This is a genomic window from Chitinophaga sp. YR573 (genome assembly GCF_900110995.1).
Taxonomy (GTDB): Bacteria; Bacteroidota; Bacteroidia; order Chitinophagales; family Chitinophagaceae; genus Chitinophaga.
Genome location: NZ_FOJF01000001.1, coordinates 3340213 through 3363234, shown reverse-complemented (window position 1 = coordinate 3363234; position 23022 = coordinate 3340213). Strand labels below are relative to the sequence as shown.

The window sequence follows — 23022 nt, the reverse complement described above, 5'->3', positions numbered from 1 at the left end:
TCCTATTTTTGGGGTTTCAAATCTGTATATGCGTATGCTAAAAATGGAACAGACATGGCGATGGTTCGGACCAAAAGATCCTGTAACACTGACCGATATTAAACAAGCCGGAGCTACCGGTATTGTAACAGCATTGCATCATATTCCGAACGGAGAGGTTTGGACAGTAGATGAAATCATGCTGCGGAAATCCGTGATAGAAGCTGCCGGACTTACATGGTCCGTAGTGGAAAGCGTGCCCGTACATGAAGATATTAAAACCCAGAGCGGCAACTTTAAAGAATACATCAGCAACTACCAGTTAAGCCTTCGCAACCTGGCAGAATGCGGTATCTATGTCGTTACCTATAACTTCATGCCGGTGCTGGACTGGACACGTACCGATCTTGCCTACACCGTTGCTGACGGATCAAAAGCTTTAAGGTTTGAGAAGGCGGCATTCATGGCCTTCGACCTTTTCATGCTGCAAAGACCCGGCGCTGAAAACGATTATAATCCTGCCGATATCTCTATGGCTAAGGAACATTTCGACAGCATGACCGAAGCCGAAAAGAACTTATTACAAAGAAATATAATCGCCGGATTACCCGGTTCTGAAGAAAGTTTCTCCCTACAGCAATTCCAGGAAGCACTCGATAAATACCAGGGCATTGATGCTACACAGCTCAAACTGCACCTCTTCTATTTCCTGCAACAGATTGCCCCAGTGGCAGAAGAAGCAGGGATCAAACTCGCTATCCATCCGGACGATCCCCCATTCCCTATATTAGGACTGCCACGCATCGTGAGTACCGAACAGGATGCAAGAGAACTGCTGGCAGCTGCTCCTTATGCGGCTAATGGCCTCTGCTTCTGTACAGGTTCCTATGGTGTTCGCCCGGATAATGATTTGCCAGGCATGGTGGAAAGATTAGGAGAACATATCCATTTCATTCACCTCCGCAGCACACAGCGTGATGCCCTGGGTAACTTCCACGAAGCAAACCACCTGGAAGGAGATGTAGATATGTATGCAGTGGTCAAAAACATCCTTGCCGTGATGCACAAACGAAACGTCTCAATCCCCATGCGTCCGGATCATGGTCACCAGATGCTGGACGACCTGCACAAAAAAACCAATCCCGGTTACAGCGCTATAGGCCGTTTACGTGGACTGGCAGAGCTCCGCGGACTGGAAACCGGTATTGCCCGTTCTGTGTTTAACAGGTGAAAGTCAACACCTGCGGCCGTGTATTGGCAGCACTATAAGGTTGGGATAAGGAACAAACTAATAAGCACCCCTAAAAGCGTATAATATGAACGGTTCACTTGATGAGCAACTCGAACAATACCTGGCGCAACGGCAACGTAGCCTTATCAGGTTGTTGGGGTTGCTGAAAAAGGATATGGACTTCAAAATCACGGAAAAGCTCCAGCAGAAAGGATATGATAACTTTAAGCTGGGCGACCTCGTGCTGATTGTTAACATTCAGCCAGAAGGTATCATCAATAATGAACTGGCAAAAAGGGCCCGGATTACCAAACAGGCCATGAGCAAAGTGGTAAAGAACCTTGAGGCGGGAGGCTATATCCTCACCCGTAAACATGAAAACGACAACCGCTCTGCTGTTATCTTCCTCACAGACAATGGAAAACGGCTCCTTATCTCTGCAGCCGAGAGCTTCCGCGAAATACAGGAAGAATACACAGATATCATCGGGCAGGAAGATGCTGACTCCCTGAAACTGATCCTCGGCAAGCTGGTATCTACCCTGCGACCAGAACATTTTTAATTTAATCTGCTCAATCCGGCATTCCGGCATAAGCATTGCTTTAACTATCTAACACCCCTGTGTTAAAATAATTATTAGTTTAAGTAGCAGACGATTCATATTATGGTTTCCAGCCGGATTATAAATAATGACGACGAATACATAGATGGCTTGCTAGACAGCTCCCCCGCTATTATTGATGCAATTTACAAGCGTTTTGCCCGTAAAGTGAAGCATATGGTAACAGGATGGGGCGGTAGTATAAGAGACGCCTCCGGCGTATTTGAAGGAGTACTGCTGTCGATCTACAACTACGGCCAGCACCATCAGCTTACCCTCACCGATCATTTCGAACCCTTTTTCCTCTACGCCTGTCAGCTGAAATGGAAACAGGAAATGATGGAGAAATCCCCCAACAAAGCACAATCTTTCCACCCGGTCCCCCCTGCTCCGGGATTGGATTCCAAACATATACAATACATACAGGAAGCATTGTCCGTAGAATCCAATAACATGGAGACAGACAATACCCGTAATGAGCTGGAAGAAATGATTGCCGACCAACGGGAAAAATGGTTCCACTCAAAAGAACATGCTGCCCATACAAAGGTGGGCCTCTATGTGGTGATCACCGCCATTATTTCGGCTGGACTGGCAGGCCTCTTATTCGTCAGCCCCTGGCATAAAGACGTATACAGGCAGTTCTCCGGAACGGAAATGGTACACCATCACCATATCGGCAACGAAACAGATACCTCCCTGCTATTGCATCAGGCAGCTTTTGCCTTTAACAAAGGACATTACAACAGAGCGGTAGAATTGTTGAATCAGGTGATCGTGAAAGACTCTACACAGCCTGCTACCCGTTACTACCGGGGAGTATCCCTGATAGACGAAGGCCAGCTGGAAGCAGCCCGTAAAGATCTGAACTTTGTTTACGGAGGATCATCCTCTTACAAATACGATGCAGCATTCTATATAGCACTAAGTTATCTCCGGGAAAGAGATAAACAGCAATGCCTGGAATGGCTGCTGAAAATACCGGTCAATGCACCGATATATTGGAAAGTAGCCAGGTTAAAGGAAGAGTTAGCCAGTTAATTAGTTCAGATGGATCATGTGCTTACTGAAATGGATAATATTCTCCACTTCTCCTTTAATAAGCTCATAAATCTGCACCTTGTCTTTCTTGATCATGATCAGCTGCTGAAGTACCAGGTAGTACGTTTCTCCGCCATGGCCGCTCATCTGGGCTTTTAAGATTTCCTTTTTTACATCTTCGAAACCAATCGCTCCCAGCTTTTGGTAAATAACATTTAATTCTTCAATCCATTTCATAGTTGGTAGTTTTCATAGGTATATAAAAATATTTATAATATTATTAATAAACAAGGGGTTGAGAATATTTTTTTGTTACGTCTGTGTTATTTTAACGCTTTATTTAGCGATTCCGACCCTACGTCTAATATAGTATTATCCTAATATATTAAAGTGTACATTATATTGCAGATCAATACAATTTCTGCCCTCTTTATTCGTCTACAGCTATATGGCTACTAAAAAACCATTCATTATTTCTTACGGGATGGAAGACATCTCCTCTTCCGGAGTTCCCTTTACCTTTATAGAGCAGATAGGGGCAGAAGATAATGAGATAGATGACCCCGGGATGACCCCACACCGCCACGGCTATTATGCCCTGGGGATCTGCACTACAGGTGAAACCTGTCATATGTTTGACTTCGAACGCGTCGTAATACAGGCCCAGGAAATGGTCCTGATCCTACCCGGACAAGTCCACCAGGCAATGCCCCATTACACCTCTACAGGCTGGCTCATCGCTTTTACAGCAGAATTCCTGGCAGGTCACCCTGTACATCTTCCTCTTGTCCCCCCGGATAAAGTAAAACTCTCCGATGCAGACTTTGCCGAAGTTAAAACCATTGCAGGCCTGATGAAAAAACAGGAAGCAGAACGCGGTCCTCACTTCGTTTCTATCTTGCAAAACTATCTGTCAGTACTCCTTACATTACTGCAACGCAATACCTGCGATCGGGCAGAGAAACCTGGTCCTGCATTACTATTCCGCTACCGCGAATTACTGGCCACCCATTTCCGGGAATGGACCAAACCAGCCCAATACGCAGCAGCGCTGCACATCTCTGCAGACCATCTGAATGAAGTCGTCAAACAACATACCGGACAAACAGCTTCCTCATTAATCACAGATCGCCGTGTCCTGGAAGCCAAACGCCTGCTCTTACATGCAAAAGAAAGTGTAAAGGAAATCGCCTGGCACCTCCAATTCAATGAAATATCCTATTTCAACAGGTTTTTCAAACAGCATACCGGGCATACTCCTGCAGCTTTCCGCGAAGCAGTACGGGAAAAGTATCTATCTATCCCGGAATAGTATAATTAGTCCAAAGTCCCCGGTAGTAGTTTTGCCTTTAAATAATACACACATGAAACCTCAGGACATCCTGCCAGATAATATCAACTCCGTAGAAATAAACGGACAGGTATTACGCAAAGGCTCCGTTGCTGCATTCATGGCTAACCTGTCTGTCATAGAACAGCCCGCAAATTATCCGGAATATGAAGCCGCAGTAAAAGACCTTATAGAACTAACACCCATACTGGAAACACTGGGCGTATTTAAACACTTCCGCCTACGCTCAGAAAAAGCCATTACACTCATCACAGATATTTATCCTCACCTCACAGGTAAGATCAACTAATAGTAGCTATGTCAACATTTAAAGAAAAAGCCACGGCATTCCTCATGTCGCGCATAGGTAAAACAGCTTATGTCATCAATACAACAGCCATTACAGACTCCTTATTGCAAATTACCCTGCACCTGCCAGAGGCTATCAACTGGCGCAGCTGCCAGCACCTTAAATGCGAAGTAGGCAAACAAGCCTACCGGGATTATACCATAGCCAGCTGGGATCAGGCTACACAAACAGCTGTGCTTTTGATCCATACCAGTCATGAAGGCACAGGCAGTAACTGGGCTAAACAACTGCAACCGGAACAGTCTTTCTTTTATGCAGGCCCCGGTGGCGGTTTCCATCAGCCTACCGCGGCAGATAACCTGGTGTGTATAGGAGATGCCAGCGCTATCGGGCATTTTGTATCGCTCTACAAATGCAGGCATCCCCAGCAACAGTTTCATGCGATGATCATAGATAAACATCTTCCTTCCACTATCCTGGACATGCCCATACATACCGGCACTTCAGAACAATTAACCAACTGGGTCCGGCATCTTCCCGTACAGGAAACCACATTTTACCTGGCCGGTAACATCCCTCTCCTTGTAAAAACAAGGAAAACAATAAAAGATCTGGGCGGGAAACAGATCAAATCCGCCGGATTTTGGGAATAATAATTCCAAAATCCGGAAGGATTATCTCAAATATGGACTATTAACTTTAACGCGCCCTGTATTTCAGGTTAATACCCGGTATTCTGTTTCAAACTCCCGCCACTTAAATCTATCTGCGTTTTAGGAATAGGAAACACTTTATTCTTATCTGCAAACGTCTTCCCATGCGCTGCAAATGCCGCCGCTGCAAGCCCCGGCTCTAACTCATTCTCCCTGATCAGATCAAAAAACCGGTCATGCTCCATCGCCAGCTCTACCCTTCTCTCATGCCATATCGCATGCCTGTCTACACTGCCAAGAGGCGCCAATCCTGCTCTTGGACGCAACGCATTAATATCATCCAGCGCTTCTCCGCTTTTAGAAAGTGCCAGCGCTGCCTCTGCATGAATTAAACGAATCTCTCCATAACGAAGCACACGCAGGTTCTTCGGCATACGGCTCCTGTCACCACAATAAGGTTCTTTGATCTGACTATGATAAGCCTTGTAGTTATAGTAGCTGTTCTGTACACTATCCTGACTGGGAATCCTGAACCCGTCCCATAAAAAAGTACCCGTAGCCGTGATAAAGATCACCGTAGCAGCCTCCCGTTTATCATTCGCCTCATATTCATCCAGCAAACTCTGGGAAGGCGCTCCAAACCCAAAGCCCAGGTCCGCCCAGCCATACTTACCACCGGCTCGTGGTCCCTGACACTCCGAATAACTGGCTATAGCGGCATTACAAGCCGAATTAACGCCTGTTTGTACCTCAAACACAGATTCTATCCCATCCGCCCCTGTAGTCCGCCATATGTCCTCATAATTGTCAAGAAGCCCATAAGTCCCTACCGACTGTTTAATAATCGAATCTGTTAAACTATATGCCCGTTGAAAATTCTGACGATACAACATCACCTTGGCCAGTAACCCTGCGGCAGCTCCTTTGGTCGCCCTGCCCACAGCAGTATTGGCACCACCCTTTATAGCCAGATTAGCCAGCGCAAATTCAAGATCTGAAATAATAAGCTGGTAAATAGTATCGGCGCCGGCCTTCGTCTGATACGTAGCGCTGTTAGCTTCTCCCGGGGTCAGCACCTTATCAATCTTAGGTACTCCACCAAAGAATCGTACCAGGTCAAAATAAAAGTAAGCACGTAAAAATCGCACTTCTCCCATCAGCTGATTCTTCAGCGTCTCATTTAAAGGACTACCGGCAACCGCATCCAATGCCTGATTAGCGCGGGAAATACCCAGATAAAAACCAGACCATACATCATTAAGATTACCTATCGTACCATCCATTGTAAGATTATCCAATGCACCATAGGTAGTCTTGCCATCATCCGCATTACTTCCTTTATCCGCATCATCAGAAGCAATGTTCGTCATACCCACATAAGAGAAGCCATGCATATTGCCTTCCCACATCGAATTGTAAACGCCTATCACCAGGTTCTGCGCAGTAGCAGGATCACCTGCCGCCGCTTCCTGATCAATCTGTCCCTGAGGCTTTACTTCCAGGTAGTTCTTACAGGAGAACATACCCAGGACCAGGCAAAGTATTATAGTCTTCTTCATGATTGTTCTTTTTTAAAATGAAACATTAACGCCCAATGCAAACGTGCGTGTAGTTGGATAAGCACTCAACTCAATACCAGCATCCAGGATACCGCTCTTGTTATTGGTGCTGTTGGCATCATCAATAGTACCTCCGGGTAACTCAGGACTAAATCCACTGAATTTCTTCAGTGTAAACAGGTTCTGAGAGGTAACATACACGCGGAAGTTGCTGATACCAATAGCTTTTAATGTTTTGGGAGATAAAGTATACCCCAGGGTAAGATTATTCAAACGCAGGTAGGTACCCGATTCAATAAAGTAAGTAGATGCAGGTGTACTGGAAGAAATGATCCGGGGATCTGTCGAAGATGGATTACTGGCAGTCCAGCGTTTACCCGCATAAGAAGCTTCTATGTTATCCGCATCATCAAAGCGATAAGCCTTCTTTCCATTATAGATTTTGTTCCCGGCATTCCCATAGAAACTGGCACCCAGATCAAACTCTTTGTAGTTAAGCCCAAAGTTAAATCCAAAGAAACATTTAGGCTGAAAAGAACCTGCATAAATTTTATCATTATCGTCAATACTACCGTCCCCGTTATGATCTTCATATTTCAAATCTCCCGGAGCGGCACCCGGTTGTATCACTTTACCATTCTTGTCTTTATAATTATCAATCTCTGCCTGATCTTTAAACACGCCAAGTGCTTTACGTACATAAAAAGTACCCACGGCATGACCGTTATCTGTACGCGTTACAAAACTCTGCTGACCTACATTTCCGCCCAGCAATGCCTGTCCCCCATTCAAACCGGTGAGTTCATTTGTATTAAAGGTGATATTACCGCCTATTGTATATCCAAAATCTTCACTGATCTTATCCTTCCAGTTCAGCGATATCTCATACCCTTCATTTTTAAAGGAAGCAGCATTGGTGATATAAGAGTTATCCTGGTCTCCCAGCAGGGCTGGTGTATTCACGATCACCAGTGCATCCTTTGTTTTCTTATTGTAATAATCTACCTCACCACTCAACCTGCTATTGAACATACTAAACTCAAAACCGATATCATACTGGGTAGTAGACTCCCATTTCAGATTAGGATCTTTAATATCCTTGATAGCACCACCTACCGTAATGGTATTGTCTAAGATATAAGGAAGATCTATGCTGGTAATAGCCCTGAATGCATTCGTAGGGATATTGTCATTCCCCAGTATACCCCAACTCCCCCTCAGTTTCAGGAAGTTGAACAGCTGCTGATCTTTCATAAATCCTTCGCTGGAAATAACCCATCCTGCTCCTACCGTTGGGAAATACCCCCATTTCTGCCTGAACTTGGAACTACCATCTGCACGGATAGAAGCACTTAACAGGTAACGACTATCATATCCATAAGTCACACGCCCTACAAACGACTGACGTGCATACTTATCACCGGTATTGCTGATGGTTGACTGCACATCCGGATTCCCAAGGTCCAGGTACCAGAGGTCCGGGCTTTCAGGTACATTAATACGAGTACCCTTCAGTGAAGTGGTATAAAACCCTTCCGTAACAGAACCCGCCAGTACCGTCAGACTATGTTTATTAAAGGTCTTGTCAAAGGTGACAGTATTGTCCCATACCCAACCCTGCGTACGGTATTCCTCACGCACCAGTCTACTGTTAGGGTTCTGCTGATTACCACCTGCTACCAGGAAAGTAACATCATCATTCAGGTATTTGTAACTATATACCCTGTCATTCCCATACTTAAGATCTGCATTAAATCCCGAGCGGAACTTCAGAAAAGATACCGGACTGTACTCCAGCGCTACATTTCCCTGTATACGGTTCTCCTGTCTGCCATCATAACGTTTGTTCAGCGCCAGTAAAGGATTCCCCACATTACCCCAGCCGGAAGTATTCCCAAAACGACCACCCTCTTCAGCTTTCACAATAGGAGCAGCCCTGTATAAATTACGGTAAGTATCACCCAGTTCAACATCACGGGTAGCAGCGCGGGAGAATGATAACTGTGAAATGAATTTCAGCTGATTCGTAATATTCACATCATTGTTCGCCCGGAATGTAAAACGTTTAAAATGATTGGTAGTGATGATCCCGTCTTCTGCTATATAGCCCCCGCTTAAATAATAAGTCCCTTTCTCAGATCCACCGGACACAGATATATTATGATTCATCTGGAAAGCATTGCGTAAGACAGCATCATACCAGTCAGTAGTACCATCGTATACATAAGGATTATTAACAGGATCTTTAGATGGAGAAACATCCGCCAGATAAGCAATATACTGACTACGATCTGCCATCTTCACCAGGTTGGATGCCTGACGGAAACCTGCATTGGCATCATACCGTACCTGCGGTTTTCCAGCCTTCCCTTTACGCGTAGTAATGATGATCACGCCATTGGCAGCACGTACCCCGTAAATAGCTGCAGAGGCATCTTTCAGTACATCCATCGTCAGGATGTCCGATGTGCTGATATTACGGATATCATCAGTCAGTACACCATCTACCACATACAGCGGGTTAGCACCTGCCAGTACCGATCCTGTACCACGTACCCTGATCTGGGGCTGAGAATTCGGTTGCCCGGAAGCAATTACCTGCACCCCCGCAATACGCCCCTGGGCAGCCTGCGTGGGTGTCTGTACAGGTTGTGCGGCGAGGTCTTCCCCTTTCACAGAGGAGATCGCTCCGGTAAGGTCCCTTTTTCGCTGGGTACCATATCCGATCACCACCACCTGTTCCAGCTGACTTTCCGAAGATGCTAATACAACATTGAGAGATGATTGTGCCCCCACCTTTATTTCCTGTGTTACATATCCCAGGTAAGAAAAGATCAGGGTATCTCTTCCTTCCGGTAAACTAAGGGAGAACTCCCCGGAAGGGCCGGTAGTAGTGCCACTACTGGTATTCTTTACACGGACGGTCACTCCGGGAATGGCTGCGCCATTTTTGTCCTTTACAATACCTTTAACCGGACCGGCCTGTTGAGTGTTGGGTGTAACCAGGGTTTGTGCTTTTACTGATACGGCTGCATAGAAGGCCAGTAACAGCAGAATGCTACATGCTTTTGTACAAACGACTTTCATAACGAATTGTTTTCTTCGAGTTATCAAATTCAATAGTGACTTAGGTAAGAATGCTACATGGAGGATAGAGGGAAATAAGACGAATGAACAAACAATCATAGGAAGCCATAGTTATGGCAGACAAATGGACTCGATTGCAAAGTACTCAGTTCTTTTTATATAACAATAAGGACATAAAAACTTATGCAGGAATCAGTTTCCTATCAATCGTTCCTGCATCGCTTTTACAATAGCGCCGGAGCGGGAGTTGACATCAAGTTTGCGGTAAATATTCATGATATGGGATCGTACAGTACCAACACTGATATGACAATGTTCTGCTATTTTCTTATAAGTATCTCCATCCACAAGACAATCCAGCACCTGCAATTCACGGGAAGATAATCCATAAGGGTCCGGCAGTCCGCTGCCTTTCCGGTTAAAGAACGTCAGTACTTTTTGTATCGCCAGCATATTGGATTGCAGGGTAGACTCATATACAGTAGTAATAAATTCTGTAATAGACGCTGGAGGAGAGGGATTAACTGGTGTAGTAGCAATCTGTTCTTTGGAGGTTTTATTTCCACTCAACGTGAATACAACCACGTTCACTTCAGGATAAGCTGTTTTAAAAATATTCGCGACTTCGGTCGGGGCAAGACCAGGGATATCAATATCCATAAATACGATGTTGCATATATCTTTTGCCAGCTGCTGTACCGATAGGGTATCGCCATGTCCCCCTTCTGCATCTACCTCATCATTTATGCCGGGCTGACCTGCGCTGTTACGCCGCACATTTTTCATATCGTTTTTTTTGGGTTTGTATATGTTTCAAAACCTTATTTCTGTATCCCCCAGTGACGGATTTTTGTATGGCGATAATCAATAAACTGGTCAGATTATAAGGTTTCCCATACAGAAACAAATTTGATACAAATACAAGCAGTAGTCAATCGGATAAGTATATGGTTTTTCAGTAAATACTAATAAACAATTTGTTGAATATTATAAATAACCAAAAAGGAAGAAAATAGTTACGATCAGAATCAGGTTGACACGGGTATAGTAAATAAGATAATTACAATACAATTTACGGGTTTATATTAAAATTTTAACAGACGAAATAGAAACAAACTGAAAGGAAAGAAAGATATATTACCAGGGGAGAGAAAATAACATTACTATTTAAAGAATAAGCATACTAAAAAAGAAGAGCCTTAACAATCGGTTAACCACGAAATCCAAACATTATCTCTAGTTTTGATATAATATTCAGCGATTATAGTTGAATAATAAAAGATTTTTTTCGTTGTAGTATCCTTTTCCAATAATTGTACTGCAACAGTTGTTAATGATTGTCATGTGAATAATAAGGCCCTTACTACCAAAAGTGGCAAGGGCCTTTAAGTTTATAATAATATTTTGTCATTAATGCGCTCCCTGTACTCTCGACCTGAGAGCAATCCTGATAGTTCCTACATACACATAATCCTCATTAATGTCCGTTACATACTTCAGGTTAATCATGTATTTATGACGTACCCGCAGGAAACTGTCTTCCGGCAGGTAAGACATAATCTTTTCCGAACCGTTGTCAGCCATTACACGTGAATCTTCCAGATGTAATACACAGGAATCTTCCATGATCTCAACAAACATTAATTCTTCCAGGGAAATTCTGGTTGACTGTCCTTCCCAGGACGTGTAGAATGAAGCTAAATTCTGCATACGTTTAAGTTTTTGAAATGGTCACCAGATTTGTTTAACAAGAAAAACAGCAGGTAACTGAATAGAAACCTGCGTATGAAGCTTATGAAATCTAAACCGTCTTATGAGAAAAAGTATCCTTGAAAATATCAGGTTTGCATTTTAATAATTAACAAAAAGGGGGGCCGCTTTGTTGTAAATAAAATTTATTTACAGGACGGCAAGATAAATAGCTTTATCTCTGCAGGCGTTAAGCAAGGGTTAATGCAATAGTTAATACGGCGTTAACTGCGGAGTATAACACTCCGCAGTCACGTTCCGCTAAGGCAGAGGGAATCCCCCTGCATATATGCATGCTGGCAGGTGGATAGATAATTTAAAAAATATGGGAGAACGGGTTATGGGTTATTATATGCTGATGGACAACATTAATATAATGACTACTAATGTCAGATTCTTTACGAAGCGGATATTAAAACCACCCTTCTCCGAATAATAATAACTTTCTTTATAACGGTCATAAGCTATAGGTGCTCCCAACTCTTTCATCATCTTCAGAAATTCAAATAGTGTTCTCTCGGAAATCCTTAACCTCTTTGCAAGGTGTGCCGGTTTTCCTGTGCCTTTGATCCTTATCAGGTAATCAATAGTCTGCAGTCTTTCAAAATAACGTTTAGGCATGCTGGCATACGGGGGTTTACAATGTACGAATGTGTTAAATAGTGAGTCAATTTTTCCTGATCTGTAATGGGCTAATTTCCTTCCTCTGGTTAATTACGTAAGTAGTGTTGTGTGCATAGTGTCTTTTTCATTATGGATCATAAATGCATTTTTCATAAACATATATTTTGAGGGTATTAGATTGAAGCAAAATCCGCCTGCAGGATAGCCAGTCTGCAAGCTAAAGAATTCTACTGCTACTTTGCAGCAGCCAAACTGTTTTTTAAGGCGCATGGTTTTAGATAAAATAGAAACTCCCCTGGTTGAAACCTGGGAAGTTTTCATCAAAAACCAACCATTAAAAGTCTTCTCCGCAAAGGCTTCTGAAAACAGATCACCCTTGCATGAATTTATCGTTTGTATAATTCTTTTATCCATTATAGCTGAATGTTTGTAATGTGCTGTCTTAATAAAAAAATCCTCTCCGATAGATATCGGTATAGGGTTCCGTACGACGTTGTAATGTTACATTACAGCGCGCAGAATTTGGTTAATAAATTGTTAACGGTAAAAAATATATCAGGAAATAATAGAATATACCCCCAGGCAGAACCGCCATGAGAGCCAATCAGAGCTAAAATGGAAATGTTAATGGACCTTACGGCTTCACTGCAGCATATAAATGTGTGAGAATCTGTTGTACTACTCCCTGCGCATCCTCATTATAGTGATGTCCGCCAGGTAAAACAATCTGATGATAATTACGGATAGTCAATGCCTTTATATCAAAATCTTTCTCATCCTGGCCAAATACCAGTAACAATGGCTTAGTGGTAATACTATTCATCTCACCCGTTACACTCATACTGCCAGGCGTAGATGTCTTACCCAGCATATCAGAAATATGTACCACCATATCTGTACTTGTAGAAGGAGACATAAATACCAGATGCTGTGTCTGAGATTGAAACGCCGCCGGTAAATGCTGATAAATAAAAGGCAGTACATCCGCCCCCATAGAATAACCTACCAGTATAAAAGCATGATTATTCCATTGGGAAGAATAATACTGCAACAAGGCCGTCACATCTGCTGCGGCCTGTTGCGGCGTCTTTTTATTCCAGAAATATTTAAGTGTATTTAATCCGATAACAGGATACCCCTTGCCTGCAAAAATGTTAACCATATCTACAGAGAATTTCTTCATTCCCCCATCTCCTGTAATGAAAAACACGATCGGACGTTCAGCCACCACCACTGAAGGCACTTTCACCGTTACCGGTAACCTGCTGATATCTGTCTGCGCATTCACTACTCCCATTCCCAATAACATGCAACCCATCAAGAGGGCGTATTTTCCTGTTGCCATTTTATTATGTTTTCATCACCTTACTAAGCGCTGCAGGCAACTGTATAAGGTCAAAGTCATGTTCGTATACGAGGTATTTATTTGCCCACTCGGTAGCATATTTCTCTTTAAATTCACGCAATCCATGATAATGACGGAAAGCCTTGATCTTCTCATAAGCAAACTTCACTACCTGCTCCGCCGTATTCTGAGGCTGCTCTATACCAGACATTGGTACCAGCCCTAAATTCAGGTATTGCAGGCCTTTCTCTTTTGCATCCTGTATCAATGCAATGATCAGCGCATCCATACACCCTCCCGGAGCATCCGTCCGTTTACGTATCAGGTCGTATGTACATTCACCAGGGGCATAATCCGGAATGATATTCAGGAAAGCGGCAATCTGCCCTTCCGCATTGGTCACTGTAATTACATCCTGTTCCAGAATTGCATCCACATCAAACAATCCCTGGGAGAAAGTCAGCTCCTTCACATCGTATTGTTCCAGCCATTCATCAGATACCTCTTTCAATTCCTGTACCAATTCTAACGACAACGGTGCACGGTTCATGGTAGTAATATATCCCTTGGCGGCAAGACTATTCAATCCGTTCCGCATAGACTTCTTATCCTTTCCACTGAGGGAGAAGGTTGTAACGTCCATAATCCCCTCCTGTCCTATCAGCAGTTTCTTTTTCCGCAGATGCTCAAAATAATACATACTTTGTTCATCTACACGATAAAAAGCAGGACGAAGCCCCATTTTGCGGCATTGAGCCTCAAATTCCTGCAAAAGGGGCAATTTGGCATCTTCTGCACAAACAGGTTCTTCCAGCACAATGGCAAAGCTGCTGGCTACCCTGTAAGCGATGAATCCCTGGTTATCCTCAGAGACGAACAACAACTTATCATCCGCTATCTTAAAATAATCCATCGCAGAATTTCCATACTGGCTCAGGTAAAATTGTGCTTTTTCAAGAGCAGCATTGGTTTGCTTGCCTACCGGCAGATATGGCCGGATGATAGTATAGAACAAAAACGCCCAGGCACCTACGCCCAGTACCCGGATCGCACTTAAAAATTCACGACCGAAACGTGTTACCGGATGCAACCCGTCATCTTCCAGTAACAGGAACCCATGAAAAGAGGCCCGCAGGGAACGAAGCAGTGTAAAGTCCATTCCAAAGTGCCGCACATTCAGGAAATAGAACCCTATCGTCCCGAATATCAACACCACCAGCAATGTAGCCACTGCCGTAACCACCCCTATATTCACCAGTTGCCGGTTACTCCTTACCCGGTACTGACGTGCTGTTATAATCAAAATAAGACTGGTCAGCAAGGCCAGCGTAGCTTCTTCATAGTCCAACGCCTTACTGATATGCCCGATGGCAGACAATACAGACACGGACAATGCCACTGTCCAGGCGCTGCGTAAGCCCCGGAACAGGAAAGTGGCCGTCACCAACAATACCAACCCCAGGAATACTACCAACAGGTTGGACGCGTGGATACTCTCCCCCGGAATATAAGCCCTGAGCATTTTAATACGGTTGGTCAGTGGTGGTGTTAATACAGAAAAGATATTGACCATGCCCAACAGAAAAATCAATACCGGTGGTAATAACCTCAACACCAGATGCCTGCCTTTTAAGATAAAAGCCAGTATACCACCCATCAGGGGTAACCAGAATTCAAACAGGCGGTAGAGCAGGGTGATTTCCAGCGCCTGCAGAGAAGTATATCCGTAATTAGTCAGTAAGTAAGCAAGAGACAATTCTATCGCGCCTAATCCACGGAGAAAAGGAGACACGATCAGGAAGATGGTGGCTACAATGTATCCCACACAGGCAGCTTCAAGCGAAGGCGTTGCCCCTGTGGCCAGCATACTGATATACAGATGCGCAATACCTACTATTTCAATACCGGCAGATGCCAGTACTGTTTTTGCAAAGGAAGGGCGATGCAGGTTGAATGCAAAGATCTCATCTACATGTATAATGGCCTTGGGAAAATATTTTTCAAGCAGGCGATAAGCAGATCCTTTCGTCTGGAAAGAACGTACAACCCATACTGTCAGCCCCAGTACCAGGCAGATACCTACCAGTCCGCCTACAGCATCCAGCATAGATTCATCATGCAGTATCGCAAATCCAACTACCGGTATCCCTACCAGGAATACGGAGAAGATCCCCGTAAATCCGTAAATACCGGATGCCTGGTGAATCTGTTGTTTGCTGATGTAACTGCGCTTAAGGCTCTGAGGTAAGTAGGCCAGGGAACTCACTCCTCCTGCGGGAAGAAAAATACTCAGCAGGTTTCTTTTCAGAAATAACTCAGTGCATCGCTCCACATCCAGTTTACTACCTACCGATTTAAAACTATAGGCATACATTAATGCCTGCAAAAGGATATATCCTCCGGTAAGTAATACACCGGTGATTACCCAAAAACGGTTAGCGCGTTCAATGGCTGGCATCAATGACATCAGCTCATGCCGTTGCTGCCGGAAAAAGTAAATGGCTAACAGTATGAACAGTACAGCCAGTAACTCTTTCCAATGCAGCTTACGCAACAATGGTCCTAATTTCAACTTATTCATCAAGGGCATTACAGGTCGATTTTGTCGTTAAGCGTTTCTCACACTTATACACAAATCTACAAGTAAGTTGTGGTGAAAAAGGGTGAGAACCTCTAGTTTAATTTAATTTTAATGCTTTGTTTGTTTATACGGCACTACCAGTACAGGTATTGTAGAATGACGGATCACAAATTCCGCAGTACTGCCAACCAGCAAATGGTCTAGCCCGGTACGTCCATGTGTTCCCAGTACAAGTGTATGTATTTCCTGTTCTGCTGCCTGTTCAAGGATATCCGCTTTCGGGTTTCCAATGATGGCACTAACGCTTACGGCTACATCAGAATAATTTGCTGCAAAAACATTCAGGCGCGTGGCGATGTCCTGTACCCTTCTTGTCCATTCATCGGAAGATTCACCGCCTTCTATAGACGGAATCAGTTCGGCCGCTTTATCCAGAATAGAAAGTAATACTACTGAGGATTTTGTACTCCTGGCCAGTTCCATACCGGCAGCGATAACGCTGGCGGAATAGCTGCTAAAATCTACAGCTATCATAATCTTTGACATATGCATCGTTTTTTAAGAGCAGAGATGTGTAGTAGGTTCAGGCGGGAATAGGCTCATGCCCATTTATTAAGCAAATTTACTATAAGTAAGTGTATTTATTGCATAAAATATTAAAAGACCCTGATAAACTATTAACGGCTGTAAAGTTTCTATTTATAGCTCCGTTAGGAGCGACATGTTTAGTGCAAAATCTGATCTAACAAACTTGGCTCCGTCAGGAGCCCCGTGTTTGTAGCAAACAACTTATCCAACAAAACACAGACTCCGTAGGAGTCCCCTAATTCGCGAATAATAGGGGACTCCTACGGAGTCAATTAAAGAGGATATCAATATTTGCTACAAACACGTCGCTCCTAACGGAGCTATGTTATAAAATCTCTTTTTATTGTAAAGCCCCGGCCTTCATATCAGCTGATTTATTCACTACAGAAGTTACTCTGCTGCTACGTCCTCTTGTATCAAACACTTTAAAAGTGATGATTCCTTTTTCTTTAACAGGACCTGTATACACCTTGCTTTTAACATCCGGTTCTTTCCCGTTGGTAGTATAACGGATCACCAGACCAGGTACTTGTAAATTAGCTACAACAGCACCATTTATAATCGCTGCACCCGCAGTAGGAATACGGTAATTATACCCTCCATTATAATGATCCAGTCTTACCATTTCACGTTTACCCAATACATTCGCAAATGCACCCCATGCTTTCTGATACATCTCTTCACTCTTTGCATTATCCTTTTCAGTAGCCCACGCAGGATTCTTAGCCCAGGCACGTTCAGCCAACGCCAGTAACTTAGGCAGCAGCATGTATTCCATTCTTCCGGAATTCTTCACGGTTTCACTCCACAACAACCCCTGTATCCCTATAATGTTATCCGCACCATAAGAAGTTAAACGGTCCTTCCCTACAAAAAGATCAGGTCTCAGCGGATTATCCAGTGCATCCACTTTAGAATTTTTATAATAATCTTCAGGAATCAGATAGAACGGTTTATCGATATCCACAAATCCACCCCAGTAAAAACCTGGTTCATCAAACACCTTCTGATAAGCCATATCAAAATACAGGTTGCTCACCCCAGAGAATACCACTTTATAATTAGCGTTCGCCAGTCTGTAAGCCAGATCTTCTGCACCACCACCCATTGTATTATTCCATACATCCAGCATAAAACCACCATTACTGAAATCAGGATTTGGAATATTATGCGGCTGACCATCCAGTATTGTTTTACGCATGCCCATCTCTTCCCAGCCATACAACTTCAATCCTCTTGCATTCAACAGGGAATACACCTTTCCATAATAGTAATACCACAGATCATTTGTATTCTTAATTCTGCTATCCTTCGCCATCAAGGTCTTCACCACCGGAGATTTCTCCCATACACCACCAGGCACTTCATCTCCTCCCATATGCACATATTCCAGAGGAGCACCGGCATCTTTATACATAGCCTGTACCTCTTCCACTACCTTATCCAGAAAACGGTACACAGCAGGCGAAGCAACGTTAATCACGTTATCATTCCAGTTCTGCACAGAATGATATTCTGATTTATCTTCCAGATCTCTTAACAGATATGTTTCTGCTTCTTCACGTTTCCCTTCCTTCATTAATCTTGCATAACGCGCGTCCATAGATTTGATAGCGGCACGAGCATGCCCCGGTGTTTCTATCTCAGGAATAACACGTATATGCCTTATAGTTGCATACTGTAATATCTCTATAAAATCTTTGCGGGAGTAAAAACCATTACCTGCACTATCCACTAAATCAGGTCCTGAACCATATGCAGGCTGCAATGCAGCTGTCTCATCTACCCCATGTGCGCGATGTCCGCCTACAGCTGTCAACTCAGGCAGGGAAGGAATTTCCAGCCTCCAGCCTTCATCATCCGTCAGGTGAAAATGCAGCACATTCAGTTTATACAATGACATCACTTCCAGTAATCGCAGTATATCGTTCTTACTATGAAAATTACGCGCTACATCCAGCATAAAAGCACGGTACCCATAACGCGGTCCGTCTTTCACACTCACAGCCGGAATAGTCACAGACTTCTGTACACCAGCCCAGGTAGCAGGCGGCATAACCATTTTCAGCGATTGTATACCATTAAAAATCCCTGCACCATCCGCAGCTTTAATAACAACACCAGCAGCAGTTACATCTAAACTATATGCCTCAGCAGCAAAACTACTATCACGCTGTAAGTCAATACCGGTACCACCCACGATGGCAGGTTTCTTACCCAGTATATTTCCCAGTTCTGATGACAGGTAAGCGGCTTCATTACTAAAAGCAGGAGCCGCATTAATATGTGTATTAATGTCCAGTATATAAGCACCGGTACCTGCTACTTCTTCCTGCGCAGTAGGAAATACCAACGGTAATTTAGAAGCGGCTATATCAGGAATATTCTTATTCTGTTTGTAGATATCAGCAGCCGTCAGCAAAGGGGATTTATCACCCGGAAAACGCAGATACTGTTTAGGCTGTGTAGAAGGAAGGATACTGTAATTTTTGAGCGGATATCCTTTGGCTGGATCATTATCCCATACAAGATACAAACCATCCGGAGCATCTGTAAAATTCACCGCCCAGGCATCTGCTACCAGCTCTATACGAAGAGAATCACCAGGTGCAATACCTTTACTGGCTGCAGTAGGTGTTAACTTATACAGATCACCGTTTATGTGTGATGCACTCACATTCCCGGCAGTAACACCAGGTGTAATAAACCGTACAAAGTTGAAATACAACTGCCAGCCCTGTGCGGGTAAAGCCGTCTTACCAGTATTTACAATCTTAAATACAGAGAGGAACTGATCTTTCCCCTTGTAGTGATTTTCAACTACTTCCCAGGATACCTTCAACCGGGAAGTTTCAAACGTGGCTTGTGCAAAGCCTGGTGCGACAATCACCACCAGCAGGCTGCATACGAGAGTTAAACGGCGAAAATTCATAAGTGAACTATATTAACTGCCGTAAGATAATGTTATACTGTTGCAAATCAAACAGCTATTGGGTAAGTTTTTCTTCCTTAAAAACTGGTACAGTGAGAATCAACAATGTGTTAAAAGAGAAGGAACTGATGTAACATAAAATGTTCACCTTTTGATTTTCCCTATCTTTATTTATTAAATAAAAGGGACTTAATATATGAAAGGATTTATTGCTTTCTCGCTTGGCAGTGTGGCAGTTATTGCGGCACTTGGTTATTTCTTCCCATGGACATGGTGGTTGTTGGCTCTCATAGTACCACTCATTATCATGGGATTAATAGACATTACACAGAAAAAACATGCTATTATGCGCAACTACCCTATCGTGGGCCGTTTGCGTTATTTCATGGAAGATATCCGTCCTAAAATTTACCAGTACTTCGTTGAAAGTGATATCGACGGCAGCCCTATAAACCGGGTAGACCGCTCCACCATTTACCAGCGGGCAAAAAGAGAACTCAATTCCCAGCCCTTTGGTACCCAGTTCAATGTATACGCAGAAGGATACGAATGGATGGCCCATTCCATACAACCCCGTTCATTCGATAAAATGAATAAAGATCCCCGGGTACTTTTCGGGGGAGATGAATGTACCCAACCCTACTCTGCCAGTATCCTCAACGTATCCGCTATGAGTTATGGCTCATTGAGTTCCAACGCAGTAGAAGCGCTGAACGGCGGGGCAAAGCTGGGTAACTTCGCTCATAATACAGGAGAAGGGGGGATCAGTGAACATCACCTGAACCAGGGTGGAGATATCATATGGCAGATAGGTACCGGTTACTTCGGCTGCCGTAACGACGAAGGCAACTTCGACGAAAAACTCTTCGCAGAGAAAAGTGCCATCCCCCAGATAAAAATGATCGAATTAAAGATCTCCCAGGGAGCTAAACCGGGTCATGGTGGTATTTTACCTGCTTCTAAGAATACACCCGAAATTGCGGCTATTAGGCACGTAAAACCCAATACTACAGTTGCTTCTCCTCCTTATCATACCGCTTTCAGCTCTCCCCGTGAAATGGTCACCTTCATCAGCCATATGCGGAAGTTAAGCGGCGGGAAGCCGGTAGGCTTCAAGTTATGTATAGGCCAGAAACAGGAGTTCCACGCCATCTGTAAAGCGATGCTGGAAACCGGCTGTTATCCGGACTTCATCACTGTTGATGGTGGAGAAGGCGGCACTGGCGCGGCACCTCCTGAATTCTCTAATTCCGTGGGTATGCCCCTCATGGATGCCCTGGCCTTTGTACATGATACCCTCAGAGGCTACAGCATCCGTACCAAAATAAAACTGATCGCATCCGGTAAAGTCCTTACCGGCTACCATATTCTAAGGGCCATGGCCTTAGGCGCAGATACCTGCAACAGTGCAAGAGCCATGATGATGGCCCTGGGTTGCATACAGGCTCTGGTATGTAATACCAACCGCTGCCCTACAGGCGTAGCTACCCAGGATAAATGGTTAATGGCCGGGCTGGTAGTAGAAGATAAAAAACACCGCGTGGCTAACTACCACCGCGATACCATAGAAAGCGCCATTGAATTAACAGCTGCTGCCGGACTGGGAGACCCTCACGAAATTACCAGGGGGCATATTTCCCGCAGGGTATTTATGAACCAGGTTCGCAGCTTCGAAGAAATATACCCCAACACACCTACCGGCTCCTTATTGAAAGGTGAAATCATAGAAATGGTAAGTAGCGACAAATGGTAATAAGAGGAATAAGATAGGAATAAAACAGGATCATCCTCCGTTTATCCTCCGTTAAAAGACGGAGGATAAACGGAGGATGATCCTGTTTTATTCCTGTTCTGAACCTATCTAAAGCATGGCTAATGTATCTCTCCTTCCTGTCTCCTCCCACTCTCCGCCCTATTAACCGCGCACTTTGCCTACTCTTTAATTTTCACAACAAACATATTTCCCGGAATATCCCCCGGCTTTAACCCGGCCAGATTTATCACCAAATCGTGTCCTTGTTGCTGATAACCAATGACTTTGTTACACCCCAGAATACTAACTACCGCTTTTTTAGCCGGTGTATAGTTCTTAATCCTCAGTTGCTGCTGAAAAGCTGTTGCGATACAATAAAGCACCCCCGGTTTCTGTGTAAAGAACATCTCAATATGTGCATAGTCCTTAGAAGGTAACACCATCTTAGAGATATTATAATCCGCCATAAAATTGGCTTCCTTTACTTCCGGACGTTTCCCTGCACTCCACTGACGTGTTTCCTTCCAGGGTTTTGTATCAAAAATAGCTTCTCCGTTAGTCTCCAGCCATGCCCCTATATCAATCAGCCGCTGTTGCATAATCACCGGAATCCGTCCATCTGAAGTGGGGCCGATATCCAGTAACAAATTACCTCCACGGGCCACTATATCCACCAGTAATAAAACCAGATCACTGCTCTTTTTGTAATCATTCACATTCTCCATACGGTTATATCCGTAAGAACTACCAATACCCTGGTTCTCTTCCCATACTACACCCGGTTGCATCCCACTCCCATATTCAGAAGTAAAGTAAGTCGCGCCGTTATTCTTCCCCCGTGTATCCTTACCCCAGCGATCATCTACTACCACTTCATCCTTTACAGGAGATTCATTATATAACCAGGACAGCAGCTCTGTACTATGCCAGGCAGTATCAGACAAGTCCCATTCCCCGTCAGAGAAAATCACAGAAGGCTTATAACGGGTTACCAGGTCTTTAAACTCAGGCGTCATCACTTCCTTAATATATTGCTGTTTATCTTTCTTCCATACCGGGTTAAACCATTCGTACAGGGAATAATAATATCCCATCTTTAAACCGGCCTTCCGCACTTCTGTCGTCAGATCCCCCAGTAAATCACGTTTAGGCGTACCACTCACTGCATTCCAGGGATGCCCCCAGGACTCATTCGCCTGTTTACTGTCCCATAGACAATACCCCTCATGATGTTTGGAAGTCAGTACAACATACTTAGCCCCGGAACGCTTAAACACATCCGCCCACTGGGCAGGATCAAATAACGAAGCCGTAAACTGCTGTTCAAATTTCTCATAAGGAAAATCCCTTCCATAGTTCTTATCATGAAAAGCAGTCACCTGCTGATGTGTGCCATCCGTAGCCCCATTCAACTGCCACCAGTACCATTCAGAATACCCTCCCGGACCTACCACTGCATAAGAAGGCACTGCATATACCCCCCAATGAATAAAGATCCCAAACTTGGATTCATTAAACCATGCCGGGATACCCCGCTTATTCAGCGAAGCCCAGTCAGCAGTATATTTCTGTGCAAAAAGGGGTGAAAAGCCCAATAACATGGCCATAAAAAGGAAGATCTTTTTCATACAGGAATTTAAGTTATCTAAAAATAAACCC

The 23022-nt window shown here is 44.0% G+C and carries 19 protein-coding genes; 7 read left to right on the top strand and 12 right to left on the bottom strand.

From position 1 onward, the window contains the following. Positions 1–28 precede the first annotated feature (28 nt). The 3 genes from uxuA to BMW86_RS14130 all read left to right on the top strand — a co-directional run bounded on the left by uxuA (position 29) and on the right by BMW86_RS14130 (position 2852). Positions 29–1210: a mannonate dehydratase gene (uxuA, locus tag BMW86_RS14140; RefSeq protein WP_218149145.1), complete on the top strand. Its 1182-nt coding sequence runs from the start codon at positions 29–31 to the stop codon at positions 1208–1210. 85 nt (positions 1211–1295) lie between these two features. Further along, entirely contained in the window at positions 1296–1772 is a 477-nt protein-coding gene (locus BMW86_RS14135) for a MarR family winged helix-turn-helix transcriptional regulator (RefSeq protein ID WP_089782390.1), read from the top strand. A 102-nt stretch (positions 1773–1874) separates the two neighbouring features. Beyond that, a complete protein-coding gene (locus tag BMW86_RS14130) occupies positions 1875–2852 on the top strand; it encodes a tetratricopeptide repeat protein (protein WP_089782389.1) in 978 nt (325 codons plus the stop codon). Here the strand turns inward: BMW86_RS14130 and BMW86_RS14125 are convergent, their stop codons facing one another. After that, a complete protein-coding gene (locus tag BMW86_RS14125; RefSeq protein ID WP_089782388.1) occupies positions 2853–3089 on the bottom strand; it encodes a hypothetical protein in 237 nt (78 codons plus the stop codon). A gap of 211 nt (positions 3090–3300) precedes the next feature. Here BMW86_RS14125 and BMW86_RS14120 point away from each other — a divergent pair, with 211 nt between their 5' ends. From BMW86_RS14120 to BMW86_RS14110, 3 genes are read left to right on the top strand one after another with little or no spacing between them, the layout of a single operon-like run. Continuing rightward, positions 3301–4164 (top strand): helix-turn-helix domain-containing protein, encoded by an 864-nt coding sequence (locus tag BMW86_RS14120; protein ID WP_089782387.1) that lies wholly within the window; start codon positions 3301–3303, stop codon positions 4162–4164. 52 nt (positions 4165–4216) lie between these two features. Beyond that, complete coding sequence (locus tag BMW86_RS14115; RefSeq protein ID WP_089782386.1) at positions 4217–4492, top strand: hypothetical protein; 276 nt, start codon at positions 4217–4219, stop codon at positions 4490–4492. An 8-nt stretch (positions 4493–4500) separates the two neighbouring features. After that, entirely contained in the window at positions 4501–5145 is a 645-nt protein-coding gene (locus BMW86_RS14110; protein WP_089782385.1) for a siderophore-interacting protein, read from the top strand. 68 nt (positions 5146–5213) lie between these two features. On the opposite strand, the gene BMW86_RS14105 is transcribed toward BMW86_RS14110, so the two are convergent. The 10 genes from BMW86_RS14105 to BMW86_RS14060 all read right to left on the bottom strand — a co-directional run bounded on the left by BMW86_RS14105 (position 5214) and on the right by BMW86_RS14060 (position 19610). After that, positions 5214–6704: a RagB/SusD family nutrient uptake outer membrane protein gene (locus BMW86_RS14105; RefSeq protein WP_089782384.1), complete on the bottom strand. Its 1491-nt coding sequence runs from the start codon at positions 6702–6704 to the stop codon at positions 5214–5216. A 12-nt stretch (positions 6705–6716) separates the two neighbouring features. Then, positions 6717–9791 carry a SusC/RagA family TonB-linked outer membrane protein gene (locus BMW86_RS14100; protein ID WP_089782383.1) on the bottom strand — a complete coding sequence of 1025 codons (3075 nt, stop codon included), beginning with the start codon at positions 9789–9791 and terminating at the stop codon, positions 6717–6719. A 192-nt stretch (positions 9792–9983) separates the two neighbouring features. Continuing rightward, positions 9984–10577 (bottom strand): response regulator transcription factor, encoded by a 594-nt coding sequence (locus BMW86_RS14095; RefSeq protein WP_089782382.1) that lies wholly within the window; start codon positions 10575–10577, stop codon positions 9984–9986. 624 nt (positions 10578–11201) lie between these two features. Next, on the bottom strand, positions 11202–11501 hold the full coding sequence (locus tag BMW86_RS14090) for a LytTR family transcriptional regulator DNA-binding domain-containing protein (RefSeq protein ID WP_089782381.1): 300 nt from the start codon (positions 11499–11501) through the stop codon (positions 11202–11204). 387 nt (positions 11502–11888) lie between these two features. After that, on the bottom strand, positions 11889–12161 hold the full coding sequence (locus BMW86_RS14085) for a hypothetical protein (RefSeq protein ID WP_089782380.1): 273 nt from the start codon (positions 12159–12161) through the stop codon (positions 11889–11891). A gap of 93 nt (positions 12162–12254) precedes the next feature. Then, positions 12255–12578, bottom strand: a complete 324-nt coding sequence (locus BMW86_RS14080) for a hypothetical protein (RefSeq protein WP_089782379.1) — start codon at positions 12576–12578, stop codon at positions 12255–12257. Between the two features lie 220 nt (positions 12579–12798). Next, on the bottom strand, positions 12799–13509 hold the full coding sequence (locus tag BMW86_RS14075; RefSeq protein ID WP_089782378.1) for an AcvB/VirJ family lysyl-phosphatidylglycerol hydrolase: 711 nt from the start codon (positions 13507–13509) through the stop codon (positions 12799–12801). A gap of 4 nt (positions 13510–13513) precedes the next feature. Continuing rightward, the gene (locus tag BMW86_RS14070) at positions 13514–16090 is read right to left on the bottom strand and encodes a phosphatidylglycerol lysyltransferase domain-containing protein (RefSeq protein WP_255372919.1); all 2577 of its coding nucleotides are present in this window, start codon (positions 16088–16090) and stop codon (positions 13514–13516) included. 108 nt (positions 16091–16198) lie between these two features. Further along, a complete protein-coding gene (locus BMW86_RS14065; protein WP_177189266.1) occupies positions 16199–16636 on the bottom strand; it encodes a universal stress protein in 438 nt (145 codons plus the stop codon). Between the two features lie 382 nt (positions 16637–17018). Next, positions 17019–19610, bottom strand: coding sequence for a family 20 glycosylhydrolase (locus tag BMW86_RS14060; protein WP_089782375.1), 2592 nt, complete (start codon positions 19608–19610; stop codon positions 17019–17021). Positions 19611–19806: 196 nt separating this feature from the next. Here BMW86_RS14060 and BMW86_RS14055 point away from each other — a divergent pair, with 196 nt between their 5' ends. Further along, positions 19807–21363, top strand: coding sequence for an FMN-binding glutamate synthase family protein (locus BMW86_RS14055; RefSeq protein ID WP_089782374.1), 1557 nt, complete (start codon positions 19807–19809; stop codon positions 21361–21363). Between the two features lie 179 nt (positions 21364–21542). Here the strand turns inward: BMW86_RS14055 and BMW86_RS14050 are convergent, their stop codons facing one another. Continuing rightward, positions 21543–22991, bottom strand: a complete 1449-nt coding sequence (locus BMW86_RS14050; RefSeq protein ID WP_089782373.1) for an alpha-L-fucosidase — start codon at positions 22989–22991, stop codon at positions 21543–21545. Positions 22992–23022: the final 31 nt, after the last annotated feature.

Coding starts and splice junctions, on each gene's coding strand:
- BMW86_RS14070 (WP_255372919.1), bottom strand. CDS start 16,090: ATGAATAAGTTGAAATTAGGACCATTGTTGCGTAAGCTGCATTGGAAA.
- BMW86_RS14050 (WP_089782373.1), bottom strand. CDS start 22,991: ATGAAAAAGATCTTCCTTTTTATGGCCATGTTATTGGGCTTTTCACCC.
- BMW86_RS14065 (WP_177189266.1), bottom strand. CDS start 16,636: ATGTCAAAGATTATGATAGCTGTAGATTTTAGCAGCTATTCCGCCAGC.
- BMW86_RS14085 (WP_089782380.1), bottom strand. CDS start 12,161: ATGCCTAAACGTTATTTTGAAAGACTGCAGACTATTGATTACCTGATA.
- BMW86_RS14130 (WP_089782389.1), top strand. CDS start 1,875: ATGGTTTCCAGCCGGATTATAAATAATGACGACGAATACATAGATGGC.
- BMW86_RS14060 (WP_089782375.1), bottom strand. CDS start 19,610: ATGAATTTTCGCCGTTTAACTCTCGTATGCAGCCTGCTGGTGGTGATT.
- BMW86_RS14125 (WP_089782388.1), bottom strand. CDS start 3,089: ATGAAATGGATTGAAGAATTAAATGTTATTTACCAAAAGCTGGGAGCG.
- BMW86_RS14100 (WP_089782383.1), bottom strand. CDS start 9,791: ATGAAAGTCGTTTGTACAAAAGCATGTAGCATTCTGCTGTTACTGGCC.
- BMW86_RS14055 (WP_089782374.1), top strand. CDS start 19,807: ATGAAAGGATTTATTGCTTTCTCGCTTGGCAGTGTGGCAGTTATTGCG.
- BMW86_RS14090 (WP_089782381.1), bottom strand. CDS start 11,501: ATGCAGAATTTAGCTTCATTCTACACGTCCTGGGAAGGACAGTCAACC.
- BMW86_RS14120 (WP_089782387.1), top strand. CDS start 3,301: ATGGCTACTAAAAAACCATTCATTATTTCTTACGGGATGGAAGACATC.
- BMW86_RS14135 (WP_089782390.1), top strand. CDS start 1,296: ATGAACGGTTCACTTGATGAGCAACTCGAACAATACCTGGCGCAACGG.
- BMW86_RS14110 (WP_089782385.1), top strand. CDS start 4,501: ATGTCAACATTTAAAGAAAAAGCCACGGCATTCCTCATGTCGCGCATA.
- BMW86_RS14095 (WP_089782382.1), bottom strand. CDS start 10,577: ATGAAAAATGTGCGGCGTAACAGCGCAGGTCAGCCCGGCATAAATGAT.
- BMW86_RS14115 (WP_089782386.1), top strand. CDS start 4,217: ATGAAACCTCAGGACATCCTGCCAGATAATATCAACTCCGTAGAAATA.
- BMW86_RS14075 (WP_089782378.1), bottom strand. CDS start 13,509: ATGGCAACAGGAAAATACGCCCTCTTGATGGGTTGCATGTTATTGGGA.
- uxuA (WP_218149145.1), top strand. CDS start 29: ATGCGTATGCTAAAAATGGAACAGACATGGCGATGGTTCGGACCAAAA.
- BMW86_RS14080 (WP_089782379.1), bottom strand. CDS start 12,578: ATGGATAAAAGAATTATACAAACGATAAATTCATGCAAGGGTGATCTG.
- BMW86_RS14105 (WP_089782384.1), bottom strand. CDS start 6,704: ATGAAGAAGACTATAATACTTTGCCTGGTCCTGGGTATGTTCTCCTGT.